Consider the following 21,344-nt stretch of genomic DNA (forward strand, 5'->3'; position numbering starts at 1 on the left):
CGACGACGCGGGTATGGACGAACGCGTACGGGAGCACGCACGGACCCTCGTCGACTGGAGCGCGCGTATCGAGGCGGGCGACGACGTCGTCGTTCGCGTCGGGCCGGACGCCCACGACCTCGCGGTGGCGGTCGCGGAGGAACTCGGGAAGCGCGGTGCGAACGTCGTGACGACGTACGCCTCGGGGGAGGTAACGCGCGCGTACCTCCGCGCGCACGAGGGCGACTTCGAGGCGGACCCCGAGTACGAGCGCGCGCTCTTGGCGGCGGCGGACGCGGTGTTGACGCTCGGCGGCGGGCGGAACACGGCGGCGACGGCGGACGTCCCGGGGGAGCGCCGGCAGGCGTACGACCGGGCGCGACGGGAAATCCGGACGGCGCGCCTCGACACGAAGTGGGTGTTGACGGAGCACCCGACGCGCTCGCTCGCCCAGCAGGCCGGGATGAGCTACGAGGCCTACCAGGAATTCGTCTACGGCGCTATCAACCGCGATTGGGAGGCCCAAGCGGAGAAACAGGCGAAGGTGAAAGAGGTCCTCGACGACGCGAGCGAGGTGCGACTCGTCTCCGGGGACGACACCGACCTGACGATGTCCGTCGAGGGTCGCGTCGCGGTGAACTCCGCGGCGAGCGTGGACTACGACTCGCACAACCTCCCCTCGGGCGAGGTGTTCACCGCGCCGCACGCGACCGAGGGCGAGGTGCGCTTCGACGTCCCGATGACCATCAACGGGAAGCGCGTCCGCGACGTCGACCTCCGCTTCGAGGACGGGGCGGTCGTCGACTACGACGCCGCGCAGGGCGAAGAGGCGATTGCGGAGGTCGTGGAGACGGACGACGGTGCGCGACGCCTCGGCGAACTCGGCATCGGGATGAACCGCGGCATCGACCGCGTGACGGACAACATCCTCTTCGACGAGAAGATGGGTGACACCGTCCACCTCGCGCTCGGCCGCGCCTACTCGTCGAACTTCCCCGAGGGCCGCGAGGGCGAGGCGAACGAGTCGGCCGTCCACGTCGACCTCATCACCGACGTGAGCGAGGACTCGCGCATCGTGGTCGACGGCGAGACGATGCAGGCGGACGGACGGTTCTGGTTCGAGGACGGGTTCGGGGAGTGAGCGCGCCGTCGGCGTTCGGCGCGCCCGACGGGAGGACGGCACGGCCGTCGCGACGGAGGTCCGTCGCGGAATAGAGAACGGGCGCGAAGCGCTCGGACCCACGAACGACGAACGCGACTCGGAGAGCCGCGACTAGAGTGAGGTGGGTTTCGGCCGAGCGTTCGCAAGCGAGCGTAGCGAGCGCTGCAAAAGTCGAGGTGAGCTGCGGGGAGTAAGCCCCCTTCTGTTCGACCCGGCATTCGGCTGAGCGTCCGCGCGGCACGTCGGGCTACCTTCCTGTGCGCGGACTTGCACCGGCGAGGGTGGCCGTTCCATCGCTCCTCCGTCGTCGTCCCTCGGTGGGTTGACTCCCCACGGCCTTCGTCGCCGCGGGTTCGCACACCGCATCGGTCGGACGGAGACGTGTCGTCTCTGTTCCAGTGCCGACGGTCTCCCGCCCCGGGCGTGTGCCCGGTCGCCTGCCCGACTGGTGGGGGGACTTTCCTCATGCACGCGGGGTGCGCGCACGGGGGCCGGGCTCCCGCTACTCGACCGTGGCTAGCGCCGGGACGGGGTTAAGGGGTTCGGTGAGTGGCGTGGCAACTACTACCAAACACTCTATAAGTACCTTCTGGCCGCGTTCGTCCGGTTCGAGTGCGAAATTCCGTGGCGAGCGGGCGTCTGAGCCCCCAATCACCCATTTGCGTTATCCATCACGGAATCGTTTACCGGGGAAGGATTGAAGTCCGAACGGACCATATATGTATACGTAATGTCGGAGGCCCAGTCGATACACCTTTCTGAGGACGACGGCGTGCGGGCCGTCGAACTCGCGCGTGACTCGGTCGAAGCGTTCGTTCGTAACGGACAGCGCGAGCAGCCCGGGAGCATGCGCGACGCGTTCTACAACCGGACTGGCGCGTTCGTCCGCCTCGAATCGACACGGGGGCGCGGACGCCTCCGAGGGTGCGCGGGGGCGCACGACTCCGTTCGCGACCTCGGGAACGGGTCGAAGCAACTGGGCCACGCCATCGTCGAGGCCGCCATCAACGCGGCCAGCGACTCCTCCTGCGGGTCGGAGGTCGAGCCCGCGGAGCTCGACACGATTCGCGTCTCCGTCTGTACCGTCTCGAACCTCATCCTCACCGACGACCCCGTCGCCGACATCGAGCTCGGAACGCACGGCGTCATCGTCGACGGTGACGGCCAGTACGGCTGGATGTATCCGACCGTCCCCGTCGAGAACGACTGGAGCGTCTTCGAGTATCTCGACCGGACCTGCCGGAAGGCCGGCCTCCCGAACGGCGCGTGGGAGGACGACGACGTCGTCGTCACGCTCTTCGAGGGGCAGGTCTTCGAGGAGACCGAGCCGAACGGCGAAATCGACGTCCGCAGCCGCCTCTAACTCAGAAGTCCACGTCGTCCGCGTCCGCAGCCGACCGTCGCGCCGCCTTCTCGACGTCGAACTCCCTGACGAGCTCACCGTCGCGCAGCAGCGGCTCTAAGAGTTCCTCGCCGTCCGTCGGGCCGGGTCGGTCGGCGAGGCCGACGTGGTGTGCGCCGTCCGACGTCCGATAGACCTGCTTCGCCCCGGAGAGTTTCCCGCGTTTCGCGCAGGGCTCGCCGTCGCGTTCGACGATGTCGAGCGCGAAGTCCACGGGGTCGGCGTTCGAGACGTAGCCGCCGACGCCGAAGCCCGCGACGACGTCGCGGAGCTCGCGGAGGTCGTCGGGGCCGAGGCCGCCGCTGACGAAGATGCCGACGTCGTCGTATCCCCGGAGGTCGAGTTCCCAGCGGACCTCCTGGACGATGTGTCGGAAGTCCCCGCGGCGCGACCCGGTCGTGTCGAGGCGGATGCTGTCGAGGCGCTCACCGAGGGTCTCGGCGGCGCGCAGCGCCTCGTCCTTCTCGTCCGAGTAGGTGTCGACGAGCGCGACGCGCGGGACGCTCGCGTCGACGGCCTCGTCGAACGCCCGCCACGCGTCCTCCTGGTGGCCCGAGCCGAAGGCGATGAGGAGCGCGTGGGGCATCGTCCCGCTCGCCTCGTGGCCGATGACCTCGCCGCCCGCGACGTGGCTGATGCCGTCGAGGCCGGCGACGAGCGCGCTCCGCTCGACCATCGCGGCGATGGAGGGATGGACGTGTCGCGCGCCGAAGCTCAGCACCTGACTCTCGGGGGCGGCGCGCCGAACGTCGAGCGCGGCGGTCGCACAGCCGCTCGCGTGCGAGAGGAAGCCCAGGAGGCTCGTCTCGTAGCGCGCGAAGTCGAGGTAGTCGCCCTCGATGCGCATCACGGGGCCCCCATCGAAGAGTCGCCCCTCGCGCATCGCGTCGACGTCGATTGGCAGCCCTTCGAGGAGGTGGGCGGCGTCCTTCACGCCACCGAGGAGCTCGAACTCCCCGGTGGGGAACTGGTCGGCCGTGACCTCGGCGACGACGCGGGGGTTCTTCCCGGCGTGTTCGAGCGTCGTCCGGGTGCGCTCGAAGTAGGCGTCGGTCGCCCGGCCGTCGCGGATGGCGTCGACCGGCACGATGTCGAAGGGCCCGTCGGCCGGCGGCGCGTCTCGTGGCATGCCTCGGGGTACCGGCGGCGGGGCGAAAAAGCATGCGGGGCGACCCCCGACGGTTTTACCGCGCGGGTCGCGTACGCGTCCGTGTGTTCGAGGACATCATGCGGAAGTTCGAGGGGAGTCCGGGCCAGCAGGCCGTCATCAGGCTCCTCCTCGAACGCGGGTTCTCGGTGAACGACGACGGCCGCGTGGTCTCGGGGGACATCGAGATACCGAACACGCAGCTGGCGGGGGAGGTCGGCGTCGACCGGCGCGTCGTCGACTCGACGACGGACGCCATCCTCGCCGACGAGGAGCTCAGGCGCATCTTCCAGAACATCAGCCAGATTCCGAGCCTGATGGACCTCGCGCCCGTCCTCGACCTGACGGTGGTGACGGTCGCGGTCCACGACGCCGACGAACCCGGGCTCGTGGCGACCGTCACCGGCCTCCTCGCGGACCACGACGTCAGCATCAGACAGACGATAAGCGAGGACCCCGAGTTCACGGACGAACCGCGCCTCTACCTCGTCGTCGACGCGGACCTCCCCGGCGACGTCGTCACCGAACTGATGGCGCTCCCGTTCGTGCGCTCCGTCGAGCTCTCGTGAGGAGGAATGCGTGAGTGACGACGCCTACGAGACGCTCGCGGGACCGGGCGAGGCGCGCTTCGAGGTCCGGGGCTCCGAGTTTATCGGGCGCGCCCGCCCCGTCGAGACGCTCGACGCCGCCGAGGCGTTCGTCGAGGAGGTCCGGGCGCGCTACGCGGACGCGAGCCACAACGTCCCCTGCTATCGCGTGCGCGAGCGCTCCGGGGAGGGGCACTTCCTCCGCGAGTACGAGAGCGACGACGGCGAGCCCTCGGGGTCGTCGGGGAAACCCGCGCTGAACGTCCTCCAACAGCGCGGCATCGAGAACGCCGTCGTCGTCGTGACGCGCTACTTTGGCGGGACGGAGTTGGGAGTGGGCGGCCTCGCGCGGGCGTACTCGCGGGCCGTGAAGGAGGCGGTCGACGACGCGGGCGTGACGACGCGCGAACCCCGGACGGCGTTCGACGCCGTCGTCGACTACGACGACTCGGGGACGGTACGCGGCATCCTCGAATCGGCCGAGTGCGACTTCGAGGCTGCCTACGAGGAGCGGGTCTCCTTCGCGGTATCGTGTCCGCGCGACGACGCGGAAGCGCTCAAAGAGCGGTTGCGAAACGCGACCTCCGGACGCGTCGAGCTCGCGTAGTCGACTCAGGCTTCGGTAGTCGCGTAGTCGACTCAGGCTTCGGTGGTCGCGGCCGCATCGACACCGGCGTCGGCGTTCGCGGGCTCGCCGTCCGCGCCGTCGCGGGTGCGTCGGTTCTTCAGGACGAGCGCGACGAAGAGCGCGAAGCCGAGCGCGCGCAGGGTGAGGTCGAACGTGAGCGGTGCGACGCCGAGGGCGTCCCGGAGGACGCCGAGGAGGCCGGGGGCCATCAGGAGGAGCGCGGCGACGGCGAAGCCGGTGCGTTCGAGCCGGGAGAGCGACGAGTAGAGGTAGCCGATGACGGTCGGCCCGAGCGCGTAGACGCCGAGGAAGACGCCGATAACGGGAATCAGGACCTCGGGGACGAAGAAGCCGAGGTCCAGGACGTCGGCGGCGGTGAGGGTGCGCACGGACTCGGCACCGCCCGTCCCGCGCAGGAGGAGGATGCCGGGCGAGAGGACGAACGCGAACGGCACGATGGCCTTGTTCAGGGAGAGGCTGAACGCCTCGACGCCGGTCTGGAACTGGTCGGATTTCGCGATGCCGGAGGCCGCGTAGGCGGCGACGGCGACCGGCGGCGTGATGTCCGCGATGACGCCGAAGTAGAGGATGAAGAGGTGCGCGGCGAGGATCGGGATGCCGCCGATGTCGCTAATCGCGGAGCCGAGGAGGCTGACGAGGATGATGTAGGTGACGGTCGTCGGCATCCCCATCCCGAGGATAATCGAGGCGACGCCGGTGATGAGGAGGAGGAGGACGAGCGACTCGCCGCTGACGGCGAGGATGAGGCTCGTGAGGTTCGGCCCGAGCCCCGTGGAGGCGACGACGCCGGGGATGATGCCGGCGGCGGCGACGGCGACGACGACCGTCGTCGCGGTGCGCGCGCCGGACTCCATCGACGCGCCGACGAAGGAGAGATAGCCGAAGGCGCGGTTGTCGGCGAGGGACGGCCGGCGGAGGAGGCCGGCGACCGTCGCCGCGGAGTCGTCGACGTGCTCGTCGTAGTCGAGGAGGGGACTGTCGCCGCGCGGGCGGGCGAGGAGCGCGACGACGCTGACGAGGACGACGATCCACCCGAGGTGGGGTGAGGCGTACGCGAAGGCCTCGCCGAGGGGCATACCGGCCGCGCGCGCGCCGGCGAGGAGCTCGACGGCGTTGACGCCGGCGACGGCGAACGACGCGAGGTCGGCGGCGAAGAGCGCGGCGATGCCGACGAGCAGCGGGAGGCGCGTCCGCTCGTTGTACGCCGCGACGAGCGCGACGAGCGCGAACAGCGCGACGATGGTGAACCACGCGGAGCGCGCGGGCGTGTAGCGGATGATGACGAGGTAGTAGATGAGGAGGCCGAGCGGCAGGAGGTAGAACCACCCCTTGCGGAGGTGCGCCTTGACGTCGACCAGCGCGTCCTCGGCGACGCCGCCGATGCCCGTCCGGGAGGCCTCCAGGTGGACCATCACCCAGACGCCGAAGAAGAAGACGACGGCGGGGATGGTCGCGGCGACGACGACCTCGCTGAACGGCGTGCCCGTGTAGGAGACGATGAGGAACGCGGCCGCGCCCATGACGGGCGGGAGAATCTGGCCGCCCGAGGAGGCGGAGGCCTCGACGGCCCCCGCGAACTCGGAGCGGTAGCCCGAGCGCTTCATCAGCGGAATCGTGAACGCGCCCGTCGTGACGGTGTTGGCGATGGAGGAGCCGCTGATGGTGCCCATGAATCCGCTGGCGAGGATGCTCGCCTTCGCGGGGCCGCCCTTCCGGCGGCCGGTGAGCGAGTAGGCGAAGTCGATGAACCACCGGCCCGCACCGGACATCTCCAGGAACGCCCCGAAGAGCACGAAGATGTAGATGAACTGTACGCTGACGGAGACGGGGATACCGAAGATGCCGTTCTCCGTGTTGAACCACATGTTCTGGATTATCGTGTACCAGTCGATTCGGGTCGTCCCGAAGACGCCGACGAGCGGCGTGTCGCTCGGGATGAGGTAGCCAAAGCGCGCGTAGACGAGGAAAGAGCTGACGAGCACCATCAGCGGGAAGCCGAGCGCGCGCCGGGTGGCCTCGAGGACGAGGAGCGTCCCGGCGACCCCCACGAGGAAGGCGTACGACGTCGAACCGAGGGGGACGCCGACGGCGCCGAGGGCGTCGACGACCGGGTGGAGGACGGTGAAGACCTCCTGTATCGGTCGGCCGGACTCCAGACCGAAGACGCGCAGACGCTGTATCTCCGCGAACTCGGTGAGGACGTAGCCGCCGGCGAGGACGGCGAGGACCATGCAGCCGAGGTCGACGGGCGTGACGCGCTCGCCCTCGCGGTCGAGCGCGAGCCACGCGAGCGCGGCCGCGACGGCATCGACGACGCGGGCGACCGGGCCGCCGACGCGGGCGTCGATGGCGTCGTGGGCCGCGGAGAGCCGGCGGGCGAGGAAGCCGTCGCCCTTCGTCGGCGGGAAGAGCAGGAAGGCCAACAGGAGGGCGAACGTCACGTGGAGGGCGTTCACCTGGAGCTGCTGGAGGGCCGCGACCTCGATGCGGCCGACGACGGGGAGCGTGACGGTGAGGACGAAGCCGCGGGCGGCGAGCCAGAGCTGGAAGACGGAGAAGCCGATCCCGATGAGGGCGGCGAGCGCCGCCGCGAGACCCCGCAGGGAGCGTTTGCGTTCGAGCTCCTGGACGATTTCGTCGGCGTCCTCGGGGAGGCTGTCGTCGGCGTCCGTCTCGGCGTCGGTGGTCGGTGTCTCACTCATGAGTGTAGGAGCGTGGCGAGCAGCGAGCGGTCGGTGACGCGAATCGTGACGGCGCGCGCGTCGGAGCGTTCGACGAGGTCGTAGTCGTGGCCGTCGACTATCAGGTGGTGGCCGGCGACGCGCCCGGGTTTCACGTGGAGTTCACGGCCCTGCCAGTCGGGGTCGGCGAGGACGAACGTCCCGTTCACTTCGCGGACGTCGGAGCGGCTGGGGAGCCCCCAGCCGTAGGACTCGAACTCCATCCGGGTGTAGACGAGGGTGTGCCCGCGGACCGTGTACTGATCGAGGACGCGGGACTTCTGGACGCTGTGCATGTAGACCAGGGAGACGGTCGAGTTCTCGTGGACCGGCGTCTGAATGAGGACCTCGCCCGTCTCCTGGTCGGTGACGGTGAGCTGTTTGCCGGCCGGGACGGCGGCAGCGGCCGTGACCGTCGCGAGGAGGAGACCGACGACGACGGCGACGAGCAGCGCGGCTCGGCGGCCGGAGTGCTCTCGGAGTCTGTCGATGAACGCGGACACGGGTAGGGAGAGAGGGGTGTGCGTTCAGCCGAAGTAGGCCTGCGCGCCCTCGTGGAGCTCGATGGACATCCCGTCCTGCGCGCTGTCCGCGGAGATGAAGTCCGTCTTGATGCTGAGTTCGTCGACGTTGTCGAAGATGGCCGCGGTGACGTTCTCGACGACGTCGGCGGAGACCCCGGCGTTCGTGGCGATCATCGCCTGCACGGCGACGGTCGGGACGGCCTCGTCGATGCCGCTGTACGTGCCGGCGGGAATCTGGTCGTCCGCGAAGAAGGACGCCGCGTCCTTGACGCTCTCGCGGGCGTCGCCGTCGATGGGGACGATGCGGATGTCCTCGGTGGTGGCGAGGTCGCTAATCGCGCCGACCGGCCAGCCGCCGACCGTGAACGTCGCGTCGACGTCGCCGTTACGGAGCTGCTCTGCGGCCTGACTGAAGCTCGTGTTCTGCTCCTGGAAGTCCTCCTGGGTGATGCCGACCGCGTTGAGAATCTGGAGCGCGTCGACCTGCGTGCCGGAGCCGAGGTCGCCCGTGTTCACGCGCTTGCCCTCGAGGTCCTGGAGCGTCTCGATGCCCGAGTCGGCGAGCGTGACGACGTGAATCGTCTCCGGGTAGAGCGTGGCGACGCCCATCAGGTTCTCGATGGGGTTGCCCTGGAAGGCGTCGATGCCGGTGCCGTTCTTGGCGAAGTACGCGATGTCGTTCTGGATGAGCGCGAAGTCCGCGTCGCCGGAGTGGAGGCTCCCGACGTTCTCGACGCTGGCCCCCGTGGACTGGACCTGCACGCCGTACTCCGTGTGGCCCTCGATGACGCTCTTGAACTCGTTGGAGAGCGGGTAGTACGTCCCGCCCGTCCCGCCGGCGTGCCACGAGAGGCGCGTCTCGCCGCCGCTCGACGTGGACGAGGTGCTCGTCTCGCCTTCGCCCTCGCCCTCGCCGCCGGAACCGCCGCCCGAACAGCCGGCGAGTGCCGCGATACCCGCTACACCAGTGGCTTTCACGAAGTCACGTCGGTCAAACTTCGACATAGTGGTAGGTAGCACACCGGGTAGGTAAATATTCGCTGGTTTACTACGAACGTTCAGGCAGGTACGAAAGGGCGTGTCAGGCGGTGGCGCGACGGTTCGCGCCACGGCGTTCCCGCGATTCGCGGACCGTGAAAGTGTTTTACAGGGACGTCGGTCGGGGTGCGTTTCGGTTCGACTCGGCGCCACCCGTCCCCGGTGCAGTCAGGGGGTTTCGAGGAGAAGCGAGGGGGTTACTGCGTGCGGAAGGCGCGGTCGCCGGCGTCGCCGAGGCCGGGGATGATGTAGCCGTTCTCGTCGAGGTGGTCGTCGATGGAGACGGTGAGGAGGTCGGCCTCGGGGTAGGCCTCGCTGACGCGGAGCAGCCCGTCGGGCGCGGAGACGGCGGAGAGCACGAAGAGGTTCTCCGGGTCGGGCTGGTCCTCACAGACGGCGTCGAGGACGGTGCACATCGTCGAGCCGGTGGCGAGCATCGGGTCGGCGACGATGACCGTGTCCTCCTCGCGGATGTCGGGGAGCTTCACGTAGTCGACGGTGATGGGGAACTGGCCGTCCTCCTGCATCCCGGCCTCCTCGTCGCGGCCCGCGGAGATGACGCCCTGCTTCGCGCGCGGGAAGGCCTTGAGCAGCCCCTCGACGAACGGCGTCGCGGCGCGCAGGACGTTGATGATGACGACGTCGTCGAGGCCCTTCACGCGCTCGCCCGTCGTCTCGGTGAGCGGCGTCTGGATCGTCGCGTACTCGGTGTCCATCGCGCCGTCGATGACCTCGTAGCCGGCGATGCGGCCGAGCTTCACGAGCCCCTTGCGAAAGGCGACCTGTTCGGTGTGCTTGTCGCGGAGCTTCGAGAGCGTGTCCTTGGCGAGGGCGTGCGTGATGACGTGCGCGTCGTCGCGGTCCTCGATGGTCATGGGCGGAGAAGGGCCCGCGCTCGGGGTGAATGTACCGATTCGAGACCGGACTCACGCCGGCGGTGTTAAACCCTCACGGTCCCACGTGACGGTCGTGACGATCCACGAGCAGTTCGCGCGCTTCCGCGAGCAAGCGGCGGAGGTGCTCCACGGCCTCTACCACGGGATGATCGAGCACCCGGCGTTCGAGCAGATCGAGGACGAGGCGATGGACCAGGAGGACGCGTTCTTCTTCGCGTGCTTCGCGGACGCCTTCGGCATCCCGAGCCCCGTCTCGTACTACACGGCCGAACTCCTCCCCTATCTCGCGGAGGACTTCGAGGCGTGGGAGCGCCGGATGTGGGACCGCGAGAGCGTCCTCGACTGGAAGGGGCACTTCCACTTCTGATGGCCCGTTTCACCTTCTTCGGCGGGAAGGGCGGCGTCGGCAAGACGACGGTCTCGGCGGCGTACGCGCTCCGGTGCGCCGACGCCGGCCACGAGACGCTCGTCGTCTCGACCGACCCCGCGCACAGCATCTCCGACGTCTTCGACCAGCCCTTCGGCGACGAGCCGGAGCCCGTCACGGGCCACGAGCACCTCGCCGCGATGGAGATCGACCCCGAGGCCGAGGTCGAAGCCCACCTGATGGACATCCGCCGCGAGATGGAAGCGCAGGTGAGCCAGGTCGTCGTCAACGAGATAGACAAGCAGATCGAGATGGCCCACGAGACCCCGGGTGCGTACGAGGCCGCGCTCTTCGACCGCGTCATCCGCGTGATGCGCGAGGAGGCCGACGCCTACGACCGGGTCGTCTTCGACACCGCGCCGACCGGCAACACCCTGCGGTTGCTCTCGCTCCCCGAGTTCCTCGGCGACTGGGTCGAGCGGCTCATCGAGAAGCGCGAGACGAGCCTCGACCTCTACCAGAAGGCCGCCATCGGGAAGGAGGAGCCGCGCAAGACCGCGGAGAACGACCCGATAATCCACCGGCTCCGCGAGCGCAAGGAGAAGTTCGAGTTCGCGGGCCGGACGCTCCGCGAGGACGCGGACTTCTACCTCGTGTTGAACCCGGACGAACTCTCCGTCGCGGAGACGCGCCGCGCCGTCGAGCGCCTCGGCGAACACGGCCTCTCGGTGACCGGCCTCGTCGTCAACAAGGTCACGCCCGCGCCCGACGAGGACGAACACGGCCGCGGGGCCGACTACCTGCGGGCGCGCGTCGAGCGCGAGCGCGAGCGAATCGCGGAGGCCGAGGAGACGATTCCCGTGCCGGTCGTCGCGCGCATCGCGTCGCGGACGGGCGAGGTGACCGGCCCGCTCCTCGACGAGGTCGCGGCGGAACTCGGAATCGACGTCGACGACTGAGCGGGGCGACGCCGACGTCTGGGGCCGGCGGAAACGCGGCACCGCGAGCCGGCGGAAACGCGGCACCGCGAGCCGGCGGGAGAGCAGCGTTCGGGTGGTCGAGCCCGCCGCGAGCGGTGGTACGGGCCGATTGCGGCAGGAAGCGCCCCTACCCGTAGAAGAAACAATTATGTACATTCATGAGTTTCTCTCCCATGGCATGGTCGCATTACTCTGGCTGGTCGTCGGCATCCTGATACTCTTCAGCGTCGGGTACCTCGGCTACTCGAAGTATCTCGCCGGGTTCGTCGGGCTCGACGAGGACGCCGAGACACCAGCACACAAGTACGAGGACGGACAGGAGTACGTTCCGGCGAAGAAGCCGGTCCTCCTCGGGCATCACTATTCGAGCATCGCCGGCGGGGCCCCCATCGTCGGGCCCATCACCGCCGGCCTCCTCTGGGGGTGGCTCCCCGCGGTCCTCTGGATCGCCATCGGGAACCCCCTGATGGGCGCGGTCCACGACTTCGTCTCCCTGAGCGCCAGCCTCAAACACGAGGGGCGCTCCATCGGGTACATCATCGGCGAATACGTCGGTGACGAGGGGAAGAACCTCCTCCTCTGGTTCGCCTTCCTCACCATCATCCTCGTCGTCGCCGTCTTCGCCTTCGTCGTCGGGCTCGTCTTCCAGCAGTATCCGAGCGCCGCGACGGCCAGCATCCTCTACATCGGGCTCGCGCTCGTCTTCGGCGTCTACCTCTACCAGCTCGACCTCCCGTTCATCCCCGGGACCGTCATCTTCGTCTCGCTCGTCTTCGTGAGCGTCTTCGTCGGGCTCGAATACCCGATCCAGCTCAGCCAGCAGCAGTGGATTCCCATCGTGCTGGTCTACTCGCTCATCGCCAGCGTCCTCCCGGTCTGGACGCTCCTCCAGCCCCGCGACTACCTCTCCTCCTTCCTGCTCTACGCGGGTGTCGGCGGCGCGCTCATCGCCGTTATCGTCGGCACCGTGCTCGGCCCGTATCTCGGTGCGGTCTCGCCGAGCCAGCCGCTCGTGACGAACATCCCCGCCTTCACCGGCTTCGGCGGGAACTCGACGCTGGGCGCGTTCAGCCCGCTGTTCCCGATGCTGTTCGTCACCATCGCCTGCGGGACCATCAGCGGCTTCCACTCGCTCGTCTCCTCGGGGACGACGTCGAAGCAGCTCAACAAGGAGACGGACGCCCGCCTCATCGGCTACGGCGGGATGCTCGGCGAGGGGCTCCTCGCCACGCTCTCGCTCTGTGCGGTCGCGGTCGTCGGCGTCACCGCGAGCGACGCGACGGGCGGCGTCGGCCTCGCCCTCCCGAAGTTCGCGCAGGGCGGCGGCATCTTCCTCAGCAGTCTCGGCATCCCGACCTCCTTCGGCGCGCCGTTCATGGCGCTCGTGATGGTGAGCTTCCTCCTCACCTCCACGGACACCGCGCTCCGCCTCGGGCGCTACCTCTTCGAGGAGATCGTCGGCACGCCCGAGACGCAGGTCCAGGAGGCGGCCTCGAATCGCTACGTCAACAGCTTCGGGCAGTGCGTCGTCGCGTACGTCCTCATCGCCTCCGGGACGTGGACGCCGCTCTGGCAGCTCTTCGGGAGCGCGAACCAGCTGCTCGCCGCGCTCGCGCTCCTCACCGGCACCGTCTGGCTCGCCAACTGGAGCGAGAAGAAACAGCTCCTCAGCACCGGCGTGCCGATGGCGATCATGAGCGCGATCACCGTCTGCGCGCTCCTCTACCTCGAGTACTACCAGAACCTCTACCAGGGGCTCATCCTCGGTAACTCCTCGACCGCGGCGTGGTCGCTCGCGCTCCAGATCGTCATCGGGACGGTCCTGATAATCCTCGCGCTCTCCCTGCTCCGCAAGGGCATCGGGAACGTCCGCGAGGCCCGCGGGAAGCGACCCGCGGCGACCGACGGCGGCGTCGACGAGTAACCGCGCCGGCTCCGCGTCGGCGGCTCTCCTCTATCCGAATATCGCGTCCGCGACCCGCCCGAACAGCCCGCGCTCGCGGACCGTCGGGTCGCGCCACGTCCGGAAGGCGTCGGCGACGTCCGCCTCCGCGCTCGCCACGCACGACTCGTCGCCGGGGGCGACGACGACGAGATTCACCTCGTAGTGGCCGTAGTAGCCGTACTTGAGGAGAGTGCGCTCGCGAAAGCCCGCGACGTAGTCGCGGACGGCGTCGTCGATTCCCGGGACGACGAGCGCGAACGTGAACTCCGTGCTGTAGTGGCGTTCGTTCGCCGTGATGCGCTCGTCGGCGAGTCGATGGCCGAGGTCGACGAGGTCGTCGAGGGCGTCGGTGTCGAGGGCGTCGGCGCGGCGGACGAAGAGGTGTTCGTCGGAGTCGTGTCGCCCGTAGGAGATCGAGGGATGGAGGAAGTACTTCTCCCGTTCGAGGTTCAGCTCCCCGGAGAGCGGCCACGTCTCGCCGTCGAGGGCGACGTCGCGTTCGAGGTCGAAGGAGTACTGGAGGCGCTCCGCGACGTCGTCGAGGTAGGCGTCGTCCCACGTCGGACGCGTCGGCTCCTCGGACGCGGCGGCGTCGCCGCCCGCGCCGGTGTCCGCCCCAGCGCCCGCGTCGTCGGCCGCGTCCGTTACCGCGTCGTCCGCGCGCTCACTCATCCGCCTCGTACGGCGCGACGTCGTCCACGTTCGGCGCGCCGACGGCGACCGCGCGGACCGGTTCCGCGGCGTCGTCGGGGACGCTGGCGAAGTGGGGGCTCTCGGGTTCGGCGACGAACACCTCGTCCGGACCGACGGCGAACTCGCCCTCCGGCGTCTCGACGTGGAGTTCGCCGGAGAGGACGTAGAAGGCCTCCTCCTGCTCCTCGTGGACGTGGTAGGCGAGCGGTATCGACTCGCCCGGCTCGGCGGTGTAGACGTTGAGCGCGAAGTTGTCGAGGCCCGCGGCGTCCGTGAGAGAGCGCTGGTCGCAGGGGCGCTCGGGCGTGGGTTCGAGTTCGTCCGGGTCGATTGTGTGGTATCCCATAGGAACGTCGTCGTGGCCGAGGGAGAAAAGGCCACGGTCGGCGGCGAGCGCGGGCGCGTAACACCGAAGGCCGTGGCGTGTCAAAGGGGCACTATGGGAGCGAAGGATTCGGTCGAAGCGTGCGGGCGCTGTGCGATGTCGAGCGCGGCCGACCTCACGAGCGGGCGGAGCCCGTTCGCGGGCGAGGACGTCATCGAGGTCGAGGAGAGCGACCTCCGCGCGGTGTCGCGCCACGTCGTCGCGCTCGGCGCACTCAAGACGCGACTGAACGAGTGGGCGCGCGCGCTCACGTACGGTCGCTAGACGCGTGCCACCGCGTCGCCGACAACACGTAAGGGCGATGGCAACGTATCGACGGCAGTAAGCGATGGATGAGAGCATTTCGGGCTTCCGCGTGCGGGGGACGTGGGGCGACGTCGTCGAGCACGGCGAGCGCATCACGTCGGCGCTGCGGGAGGTCGATGCGGACGAGCCCTATCGGGACGCGTACGAGGAGTGGGACGACTGGCGGCCGAAGACCCACGAACGCCTCACGACGGACGTCAACGAGAAGACGGCCGAACAGGCGAGCGTCGGCGAGGGCGAGGGCGAGAAGGCCGGCGAGGACGTCGACGACGACCTCCAGACGGCCGGCGAGCGCCTCAGCGAGTCCTACGAGAAACTGGAGGACGACGACGCCGAGGGGGCCGTCGAGAAGTGGGGCGAGTCCATCGGGCACGTCGCGCGCGCCGCCGACACCGCGGGCCGGCGCGCCCTCCGCAAGGTCGAGAACACCGTCTACAAGCGCGTGATGACCCAGATGGCACCCTACTACTTCGACAACGACCTCGTCTCCGCGAACGTCAAACGCGTGCGCGGCGAGGACGACACCTTCGCCTTCGAGGTGCAGGTGAACGACGACGACCTCCGCGACGAGGTGCGCGCGGTCCTCCACGAGTACGACGACGACGTCGAGCGCTGGCACGTCGACACCGAGAAGGAGACGGACGCGGCCGCGGCCGCCGAGGGCGTCGAGGCACCACGGACCGGCGGCGAGTCGCGGCCCTCGACGAACTGAGCCGACAGCCCTTTCTCCGCGCCCCCTGTCGAGGTTACAAATGGTCACCGTCGCCGCCGCTGGCACCTTGCTCGTCGCCGCGCTCGCCAGTATGTTCATGGCGTGGACCATCGGTGCCGGTTCGAGCGGGTCGACCCCGTTCGCGCCCGCGGTCGGCGCGAACGCGATTCCCGTGATGCGCGCGGGCTTCTACGTCGGTCTACTGGGCTTCCTCGGGGCGGTCCTGCAGGGCGCGAACGTCTCCGAGGCAGTCGGTCACGGCCTCGTCGCGGGGACGACGCTCACCTCCGTCGCGGTCATCGTCGCCCTCCTCACGGCCGCGACGCTCGTCGCCGTCGGGGTCTTCACGGGCTACCCCATCGCCACGGCGTTCACCGTCACTGGCGCCGTCGTCGGCACCGGCCTCGCCATGGGCGGTGCGCCCGCGTGGGACAAGTACGCCCAAATCGCGACGCTGTGGGTGCTCGTCCCCTTCGTCGGCGGCTTCACGTCGTTCGCCACCGCGTACGGCCTCCGCGAGATCGACCGCGACGCGCTGCTCGTCCCCGCGCTCGCGGCCGTCGTCGGCGCGCTCGTGGCGAACGTGAAGTTCGTCCTCCTCGGGCCGCCGGGCGTCGGCCAGTCGCTCGCCGCGACGGCCGCGACGGCGGTGCCCGCCGTCCCGACGACGCTCGCCGTCGCCGGGGCCACGGCCGCGGTCGCGCTCGCCGTCGCCGGTCTCGTCCGCTGGGACGTCGTGGCGCACGGCGACGCGGGGAACCGCCACTTCCTCCTCGCGCTCGGCGGCCTCGTCGCGTTCTCCGCCGGGGGGAGTCAGGTCGGCCTCGCGGTCGGCCCGCTCCTCCCGCTCGTCGGCGACAGCGTCCCGACGACGTACGTCCTCGTCGGCGGCGGCCTCGGCCTCCTCGTCGGGTCGTGGACGGGCGCGCCGCGGATGATCAAGGCGCTCGCGCAGGACTACTCCAGCCTCGGCCCGCGCCGGTCCATCGCCGCGCTCATCCCGAGCTTCGCCATCGCGCAGGCCGCCGTCTTCTTCGGCGTCCCCGTCTCCTTCAACGAGATCATCGTCTCCGCCATCGTCGGCGGCGGCTACGCGGCGGGGAGCGCTGGCGGCGGCGTCAGCCGCGAGAAGATGGTCAAGACCGTCGCGGCGTGGGTCGGGTCGCTCGCGCTCGCGCTCGGCGCGAGCTACGCCGTCTTCGCCGCCGTGGCGCGCCTGACGTAGGACGAGAGAAGAGCGAAGACGAGTCAGGACGGACGAGAGAAGAGCGAGGACGGGGCGGGAGCGCGGCTCAGTTTTCGAGCGACTCGGCGTCGTCGTCCGCCTCCGCGGACTCCGGCGTCACTTCCTCGTCGAGCTTCGTGACGCGGGCCTTCATGATGCGGGTGTTCTCGACCTGCTCGGCGCGGAGCTCGACGTTCTCGTAGCGGAAGGTCTCGCCGACCTCGACGAGGCGGCCCGCGCGGTTGAAGATGAAGCCCGCGATGGTCTCGAACTCCTCGCCCTCCGGGAGTTCGATGCCGAGCGCCTCGTTCACCTCGTCGACGTTCACCTCGCCGCGGACGATGACGGTGTCGTCGTCGACGAACGTCACCGGGCGCTCCTCCTCGCCCTCGAGTATCTCGCCGACGATCTCCTCGATGAGGTCCTCGGTCGTGATGAGCCCCTCCGTGGTGCCGAACTCGTCGAGGACGACGACGAGGCCGACGCGTTCTTCTTGCATCTCCTGGAGGAGTTCGTTGACGTTCTTCGACTCGGGGACGTGGAGCGTCGGCTCCATCAGGTCGTCGAGGGTCGCCGCGTCGCTCTCGCCGTACTGGTGTTGGCGCACGAGGTCGCGGAGGCTGACGATGCCGACGACGTTGTCGAGGCTCCCCTCGTAGACCGGGAGGAGTTCGTGGCCGGAGCGGACGCAGGTCTGGATGGCCTCCTCCAGGGAGGCGTCGGTCGAGGCGGCGTCGACGTCGAGGCGCGGCGTCATCACCTCCTTGGCGATGGTGTTGTTGAAGCGGAAAATGCGCTGGAGCATCTCGCGTTCGTCCTCCTCGATGACCCCCTCGCGCTCGCCCGTGCGTATCATCTCCTGAATCTCGTCGCGCGAGACGTAGGAGGACTCGATGGCCGCGCCGCCGCCCGTGAGGCTGTTGACGATCCGCGTGAGGTGGTCGAAGGTGACGACGAGGGGGAGGAGGAAGCGCTCGCACCACTTGAGCGGGCCGGCGATTCGGAGCGCCCACGTCTCCGAGTTCTCGACGGCGTAGGATTTCGGCGCGCTCTCGCCGAAGAGGAGGACGAGCGCGGTGACGCCGAACGTCGCCGCGATGACGGCTTGGCCCTGCGAGAGGTAGAAGCCGAGGAGCCCCGTGGCGATGGACGACATCGCGATGTTCACGAGGTTGTTCCCGACGAGGATGGTGATGAGGAGGCGGTGCGGGTCGGCCTTGAGGTCGGCGACGGCCTGCGCGCCCGGGACGCCCTCCTCGGCCAGCGACTCGACGCGGTGGCGCGCGAGCGAGAACATGGCGAGTTCGGAGGAGGAGAAGAACGCCGAGAGCCCCATCAGCACGACGAGGGCGACCACCCCGACGGCGGTTATCGTCGGCGTGTCGAGCCCCAGCACTGCCGGCGTCGTCGCGAGAAGTGCAGCTGCGCCCATTCGGTACCGTGGCTTCCGGCCCCCGACGATTAAGCGTTTCTGCACGGTTCCGCCGGTGGCGAAGCGTTTACCCCGTGTTCGCCCGACGGTCGGAACATGAGCGCGACGAGCGCCCCACCGAACCCGGAGAGTCAGGACGCGGCGATCACCCTGTATCGGCTCCAGGCGTGTCCGTACTGTGAGCGCGTCGTCCGCGTGCTCGACGACCTCGGACTCGACTATCACTCGCGGTTCGTCGAGCCGATGCACTCGGAGCGCGACGTCGTCAAGCGTCTCGTCGGCGCGCGAACCGTCCCGGCAATCGTCGACGAGAACACGGGCGTCGCCATGGCGGAGTCCGCGAACGTCGTGCGCTATCTGGAGACGACCTACGGCGAGGGGGGTGAGCACTGATGGTCGACTTCGACGTCAGCGAGCTCCCCGAGGCGAATCACCCCGAGGTCGGCGAGACCGCCCCGGACTTCACGCGGCCGCTCGTGAACGCGGAGTTCTGGGAGGACGCCGCGCTCTCCGACCTCACCGGGGAAGGCCCCGTGCTCCTCGTCTTCCACCCGATGGACGGCGCGTTTCCGACGACGTACATGTGGCAGGAGTTCGTCGAGCGCGACTTCGCGGACGTGCAGGTCGTCGGCGTCTCCATCTCCACGCCCTACGAGCACGCGACGACCATCGAGGAGCGCGGCCTCGACGAGGCGGGCTATCGCCTCTTCAGCGACCCGGGGAACGAGGTCGCGGAGGCGTACGGCATCAGCCACGACCTCGACGGGATGACGGGCGTCTCCGAACCCCGGCCCTCGGTCTTCCTCGTCGAGGAGGACCGCACGGTCGCGTACGCGTGGACCGCACGGGAGTGGCCGGACTTCCCCGAGTACGACGCGGTCGAGGCGGCCGTCGCGGACCTGTGAGCGTGCGCGCCTCCGACGCCGACCTCGACGCGGCCGCGGCCGCGCTCCGCGAGGGCGACCTCGTCGTCTACCCGACGGAGACGGTGTACGGCCTCGGCGCGGACGCCCTCGACCCGGACGCCATCGAGCGCGCGTACGCGGCGAAGGGCCGCGACCGCTCGAAGCCGATGAGTCTCGGCGTCCCGAGCGCCGCCGCCGCGCGCGACTACGTCGTCGCGGGCGAGCGCGAGGAGCGCTTCATGGACGCGTTCCTCCCCGGGCCCGTGACGGTCGTCTGCGAGAAGCGCGACGTCGTCCCGGACGCCCTCACGGGCGGGCGAGAGCGCGTCGGCGTCCGCGTCCCCGACCACGACGTCGCGCTCGCCCTCTTGGAGCGCGTCTCGCCCGTCACCGCGACGTCCGCGAACCGGAGCGGAACCGGGAGCGTCCGGGACGTCGCCGACCTCGACCCCGACTTCCGCGACGACGTCGCCGTCGTCCTCGACGGCGGCGAGACGGGCGGCGTCGAGAGCACGGTCGTCGACGTCGCGCGCGACGAGGTCATCCGCGCGGGCGCGAACGCCGACGAGATTCGGCGCTGGCTCGCCGAGCACTAGAGCAGCGAGGAGAGCGAGCGCGTGCGGACGCCGCACTCGGCCCGGTAGTCGCAGTTCGTGCACTTCGCGTCGCTCCGGAGGCGCGACGGCGGGCCGTCCATCCCGCGGACCGTTCTGAGCGTGCGCCGATACGCCGCCTTCGCGCGCGTCGTGATGGCCACCTCGCGGACGATTCCGTGACGCGGATACTCGACGTAAGCGTACTCGACGGGCGCGCGCTCGCGCCACGCGAGGGCCTTCGCGGCCGCGACCGCCCGCACCGTCTGGGGTTCCCACACGCCCGTCTCGGGCGGCTCGCCGGGCGAGACGAGCGTCGGCGCGAGCGGTGAGACGATTTTCGCGACGCGCCCGCGACAGTCCTTCCCGGTGAGGAGCACGTCGGTCTCGTCGGGCGAGGCGAGCCCCGGGTAGCGCGTCAGGACCGCACCGAGGCGCGCGCGATACGTCGCGGGGTCGACGGCCACGGTGTTGCGCAGCGCGGCGTCGCTCGCCTCGACGAGCGTCGGGTAGCGAAAGGCGAGTTCGCGGACGCGCACGACGGCGTCGGGGAGGTCCCGGGCGCCCTCCTTGCGCCGGTAGTAGAGCTGCCGGGGGCAGTAGGCGGCCGTGGCGAGGTCACCGAAGGAGACGTGGTCGGACACGCGCGGCGGTGGCCCCGTCCTCGTACTTGGACCCGCGGGAAACGACTACGGGGCGGGCGCGACGAGCGGGCGTATGGTGTCAAGCGGTGTTCGAACGCTCGTCTGCGCGGTCGTCGGGCTGGTCGCCGGGGCCGTCCTCGGGCCGTCGTTCGCGCCCGACCCGACCGGCGTCGTCGCGTGCGCGCTCGCGCTGGCCGCCGCGCTCGCCGTCGGCGGCGGCCTCTATGCGACGTGGGGACGGGGCGAGTGAATGCGCGCGGTGCGGCGGCGGTCGCGGTGCGGCGGCGGTCGCGGTGCGGCGGCGGTCGCGGCGACCGCACCCCGCGATGCGTTCGGGCGGCTCCGCCGCCCGCCTGCGTCCAGCGGGCCTGGTGGATCACTAAGGGCGAGCGAGGGCTTAGAGGTTGGTGTTCGTCTCCTGGCCCTCCGTAGCCTCCTCGAGGCCGTCCTCGCGGGCGGCGGTGGTGAGGCGTTCTGCGAGGTCGCGGTCCTGGAGGACGCTCTCGAACTCGGCGCGGTAGCGGTCGTTGACGGACTGTATCTCGATCTGGGCGCGGGCGACGCCGGCGTACTCGCGGACGGTGTCGGGGTCGCTGTCGAGGCGCTCTGCGAGGGCGTCGGTGTCGGGGTCGCCGGTTTCGAGCGCGCGCCGGAGGGCGTCGAGGTCGAGGGGGGCGTCGGCGACGTCGGGCTGGATCAGGTGGAGGTCGCGGCGGGCCTCGCTGACGGTGTCTTCGTCGACGTCGAGGGCGTCGGCGAGCGCGGCGTCGTCGTCGCCGGCGTAGAAGCCCCGAACGAGGCGGACGAGCGCGGCGTCGTCGAGGTCGGTGCGGAAGTCGAGGCGCTCGCGCATGTCGGTCACGGTCTCGCGGAGGCGCTCGTCGATCTCGGCGTCGGTGGCGAGCGACCCGTGGCCCTCCTCCTGGTGCTCCGTGACGGTCTCGCCCTCGGTGACGTCGACGAAGATGTCGCGGAGCTCGCGGGTCTTCTCGTCCATATCGTCCGCGCTTGCCGCCAGGCGGGTATAGACCTTCGGGTGCCACGCAGTCCTGT

The 21,344-nt window shown here is 69.8% G+C and carries 24 protein-coding genes and 1 other RNA gene; 14 read left to right on the top strand and 11 right to left on the bottom strand.

The features are described 5' to 3' along the window. Positions 1–13: 13 nt before the first annotated feature. Complete coding sequence (locus IEX84_RS10605; protein WP_188872539.1) at positions 14–1,120, top strand: aminopeptidase; 1,107 nt, start codon at positions 14–16, stop codon at positions 1,118–1,120. 200 nt (positions 1,121–1,320) lie between these two features. Here the strand turns inward: IEX84_RS10605 and rnpB are convergent. Beyond that, an RNA gene (rnpB, locus tag IEX84_RS10610) (RNase P RNA component) lies at positions 1,321–1,648 on the bottom strand. Between the two features lie 223 nt (positions 1,649–1,871). Between rnpB and IEX84_RS10615 the strand changes: the two genes are divergently transcribed. Further along, positions 1,872–2,504 (top strand): TIGR00296 family protein, encoded by a 633-nt coding sequence (locus IEX84_RS10615; protein ID WP_188872540.1) that lies wholly within the window; start codon positions 1,872–1,874, stop codon positions 2,502–2,504. Position 2,505: 1 nt separating this feature from the next. Here IEX84_RS10615 and IEX84_RS10620 read toward each other — a convergent pair whose 3' ends face one another. After that, on the bottom strand, positions 2,506–3,672 hold the full coding sequence (locus tag IEX84_RS10620) for a nicotinate phosphoribosyltransferase (protein ID WP_188872541.1): 1,167 nt from the start codon (positions 3,670–3,672) through the stop codon (positions 2,506–2,508). 83 nt (positions 3,673–3,755) lie between these two features. Here IEX84_RS10620 and IEX84_RS10625 point away from each other — a divergent pair, with 83 nt between their 5' ends. Together IEX84_RS10625 and IEX84_RS10630 are read left to right on the top strand one after the other, a co-directional pair. Beyond that, the gene (locus tag IEX84_RS10625; protein WP_188872542.1) at positions 3,756–4,259 is read left to right on the top strand and encodes an amino acid-binding protein; all 504 of its coding nucleotides are present in this window, start codon (positions 3,756–3,758) and stop codon (positions 4,257–4,259) included. 10 nt (positions 4,260–4,269) lie between these two features. Beyond that, positions 4,270–4,884: an IMPACT family protein gene (locus IEX84_RS10630; protein WP_188872543.1), complete on the top strand. Its 615-nt coding sequence runs from the start codon at positions 4,270–4,272 to the stop codon at positions 4,882–4,884. A gap of 32 nt (positions 4,885–4,916) precedes the next feature. Here IEX84_RS10630 and IEX84_RS10635 read toward each other — a convergent pair whose 3' ends face one another. The 4 genes from IEX84_RS10635 to upp all read right to left on the bottom strand — a co-directional run bounded on the left by IEX84_RS10635 (position 4,917) and on the right by upp (position 10,083). Further along, positions 4,917–7,628: a TRAP transporter permease gene (locus IEX84_RS10635; protein WP_188872544.1), complete on the bottom strand. Its 2,712-nt coding sequence runs from the start codon at positions 7,626–7,628 to the stop codon at positions 4,917–4,919. After that, on the bottom strand, positions 7,625–8,149 hold the full coding sequence (locus tag IEX84_RS10640) for a DUF1850 domain-containing protein (protein ID WP_229732359.1): 525 nt from the start codon (positions 8,147–8,149) through the stop codon (positions 7,625–7,627). The genes IEX84_RS10635 and IEX84_RS10640 overlap by 4 nt, the downstream gene beginning before the upstream one ends. A 24-nt stretch (positions 8,150–8,173) precedes the next feature. Then, positions 8,174–9,175, bottom strand: coding sequence for a TAXI family TRAP transporter solute-binding subunit (locus tag IEX84_RS10645; protein WP_188872545.1), 1,002 nt, complete (start codon positions 9,173–9,175; stop codon positions 8,174–8,176). 230 nt (positions 9,176–9,405) lie between these two features. Then, positions 9,406–10,083, bottom strand: coding sequence for a uracil phosphoribosyltransferase (gene upp / locus IEX84_RS10650; RefSeq protein ID WP_188872546.1), 678 nt, complete (start codon positions 10,081–10,083; stop codon positions 9,406–9,408). A gap of 94 nt (positions 10,084–10,177) precedes the next feature. Here upp and IEX84_RS10655 point away from each other — a divergent pair, with 94 nt between their 5' ends. The 3 genes from IEX84_RS10655 to IEX84_RS10665 all read left to right on the top strand — a co-directional run bounded on the left by IEX84_RS10655 (position 10,178) and on the right by IEX84_RS10665 (position 13,375). Continuing rightward, positions 10,178–10,471: a hypothetical protein gene (locus IEX84_RS10655; RefSeq protein ID WP_188872547.1), complete on the top strand. Its 294-nt coding sequence runs from the start codon at positions 10,178–10,180 to the stop codon at positions 10,469–10,471. Beyond that, the gene (locus IEX84_RS10660; RefSeq protein ID WP_188872548.1) at positions 10,471–11,430 is read left to right on the top strand and encodes an ArsA family ATPase; all 960 of its coding nucleotides are present in this window, start codon (positions 10,471–10,473) and stop codon (positions 11,428–11,430) included. Before IEX84_RS10655 ends, IEX84_RS10660 begins: the two co-directional genes overlap by 1 nt. Before the next feature lie 199 nt (positions 11,431–11,629). Then, positions 11,630–13,375: a carbon starvation CstA family protein gene (locus IEX84_RS10665; RefSeq protein ID WP_188872549.1), complete on the top strand. Its 1,746-nt coding sequence runs from the start codon at positions 11,630–11,632 to the stop codon at positions 13,373–13,375. A gap of 30 nt (positions 13,376–13,405) precedes the next feature. Here the strand turns inward: IEX84_RS10665 and IEX84_RS10670 are convergent, their stop codons facing one another. Together IEX84_RS10670 and IEX84_RS10675 are read right to left on the bottom strand one after the other, a co-directional pair. Continuing rightward, entirely contained in the window at positions 13,406–14,068 is a 663-nt protein-coding gene (locus IEX84_RS10670) for a hypothetical protein (protein WP_229732360.1), read from the bottom strand. Then, complete coding sequence (locus IEX84_RS10675; protein ID WP_188872550.1) at positions 14,061–14,435, bottom strand: cupin domain-containing protein; 375 nt, start codon at positions 14,433–14,435, stop codon at positions 14,061–14,063. Before IEX84_RS10675 ends, IEX84_RS10670 begins: the two co-directional genes overlap by 8 nt. A gap of 93 nt (positions 14,436–14,528) precedes the next feature. On the opposite strand from IEX84_RS10675, the gene IEX84_RS10680 reads away from it, so the two are divergent. The 3 genes from IEX84_RS10680 to IEX84_RS10690 all read left to right on the top strand — a co-directional run bounded on the left by IEX84_RS10680 (position 14,529) and on the right by IEX84_RS10690 (position 16,717). After that, positions 14,529–14,738: a hypothetical protein gene (locus tag IEX84_RS10680; protein ID WP_188872551.1), complete on the top strand. Its 210-nt coding sequence runs from the start codon at positions 14,529–14,531 to the stop codon at positions 14,736–14,738. Positions 14,739–14,802: 64 nt separating this feature from the next. After that, a complete protein-coding gene (locus IEX84_RS10685) occupies positions 14,803–15,492 on the top strand; it encodes a DUF5828 family protein (protein ID WP_188872552.1) in 690 nt (229 codons plus the stop codon). Between the two features lie 40 nt (positions 15,493–15,532). Continuing rightward, entirely contained in the window at positions 15,533–16,717 is a 1,185-nt protein-coding gene (locus IEX84_RS10690; protein WP_188872553.1) for an inorganic phosphate transporter, read from the top strand. 67 nt (positions 16,718–16,784) lie between these two features. Here IEX84_RS10690 and IEX84_RS10695 read toward each other — a convergent pair whose 3' ends face one another. Beyond that, a complete protein-coding gene (locus IEX84_RS10695) occupies positions 16,785–18,149 on the bottom strand; it encodes a hemolysin family protein (protein WP_188872554.1) in 1,365 nt (454 codons plus the stop codon). A gap of 96 nt (positions 18,150–18,245) precedes the next feature. On the opposite strand from IEX84_RS10695, the gene IEX84_RS10700 reads away from it, so the two are divergent. Genes IEX84_RS10700 through IEX84_RS10710 form a run of 3 tightly spaced genes read left to right on the top strand, consistent with a single transcriptional unit; the run spans position 18,246 to position 19,650 of the window. Continuing rightward, positions 18,246–18,542 carry a glutaredoxin family protein gene (locus tag IEX84_RS10700; protein WP_188872555.1) on the top strand — a complete coding sequence of 99 codons (297 nt, stop codon included), beginning with the start codon at positions 18,246–18,248 and terminating at the stop codon, positions 18,540–18,542. Then, positions 18,542–19,054 carry a redoxin domain-containing protein gene (locus IEX84_RS10705; protein ID WP_188872556.1) on the top strand — a complete coding sequence of 171 codons (513 nt, stop codon included), beginning with the start codon at positions 18,542–18,544 and terminating at the stop codon, positions 19,052–19,054. Before IEX84_RS10700 ends, IEX84_RS10705 begins: the two co-directional genes overlap by 1 nt. A 2-nt stretch (positions 19,055–19,056) precedes the next feature. Beyond that, positions 19,057–19,650, top strand: a complete 594-nt coding sequence (locus IEX84_RS10710) for an L-threonylcarbamoyladenylate synthase (protein WP_188872583.1) — start codon at positions 19,057–19,059, stop codon at positions 19,648–19,650. Here the strand turns inward: IEX84_RS10710 and IEX84_RS10715 are convergent. Continuing rightward, positions 19,647–20,291 carry a CRISPR-associated protein Cas4 gene (locus IEX84_RS10715; protein WP_188872557.1) on the bottom strand — a complete coding sequence of 215 codons (645 nt, stop codon included), beginning with the start codon at positions 20,289–20,291 and terminating at the stop codon, positions 19,647–19,649. The genes IEX84_RS10710 and IEX84_RS10715 overlap by 4 nt on opposite strands. Before the next feature lie 73 nt (positions 20,292–20,364). Between IEX84_RS10715 and IEX84_RS10720 the strand changes: the two genes are divergently transcribed. Next, positions 20,365–20,541, top strand: coding sequence for a hypothetical protein (locus IEX84_RS10720; protein WP_188872558.1), 177 nt, complete (start codon positions 20,365–20,367; stop codon positions 20,539–20,541). Positions 20,542–20,688: 147 nt separating this feature from the next. Here the strand turns inward: IEX84_RS10720 and IEX84_RS10725 are convergent, their stop codons facing one another. Then, a complete protein-coding gene (locus IEX84_RS10725) occupies positions 20,689–21,288 on the bottom strand; it encodes a conditioned medium-induced protein 4 (RefSeq protein ID WP_188872559.1) in 600 nt (199 codons plus the stop codon). Positions 21,289–21,344 lie beyond the last annotated feature (56 nt).

The sequence above is a fragment of the Halarchaeum rubridurum genome, assembly GCF_014647115.1.
GTDB lineage: Archaea > Halobacteriota > Halobacteria > Halobacteriales > Halobacteriaceae > Halarchaeum > Halarchaeum rubridurum.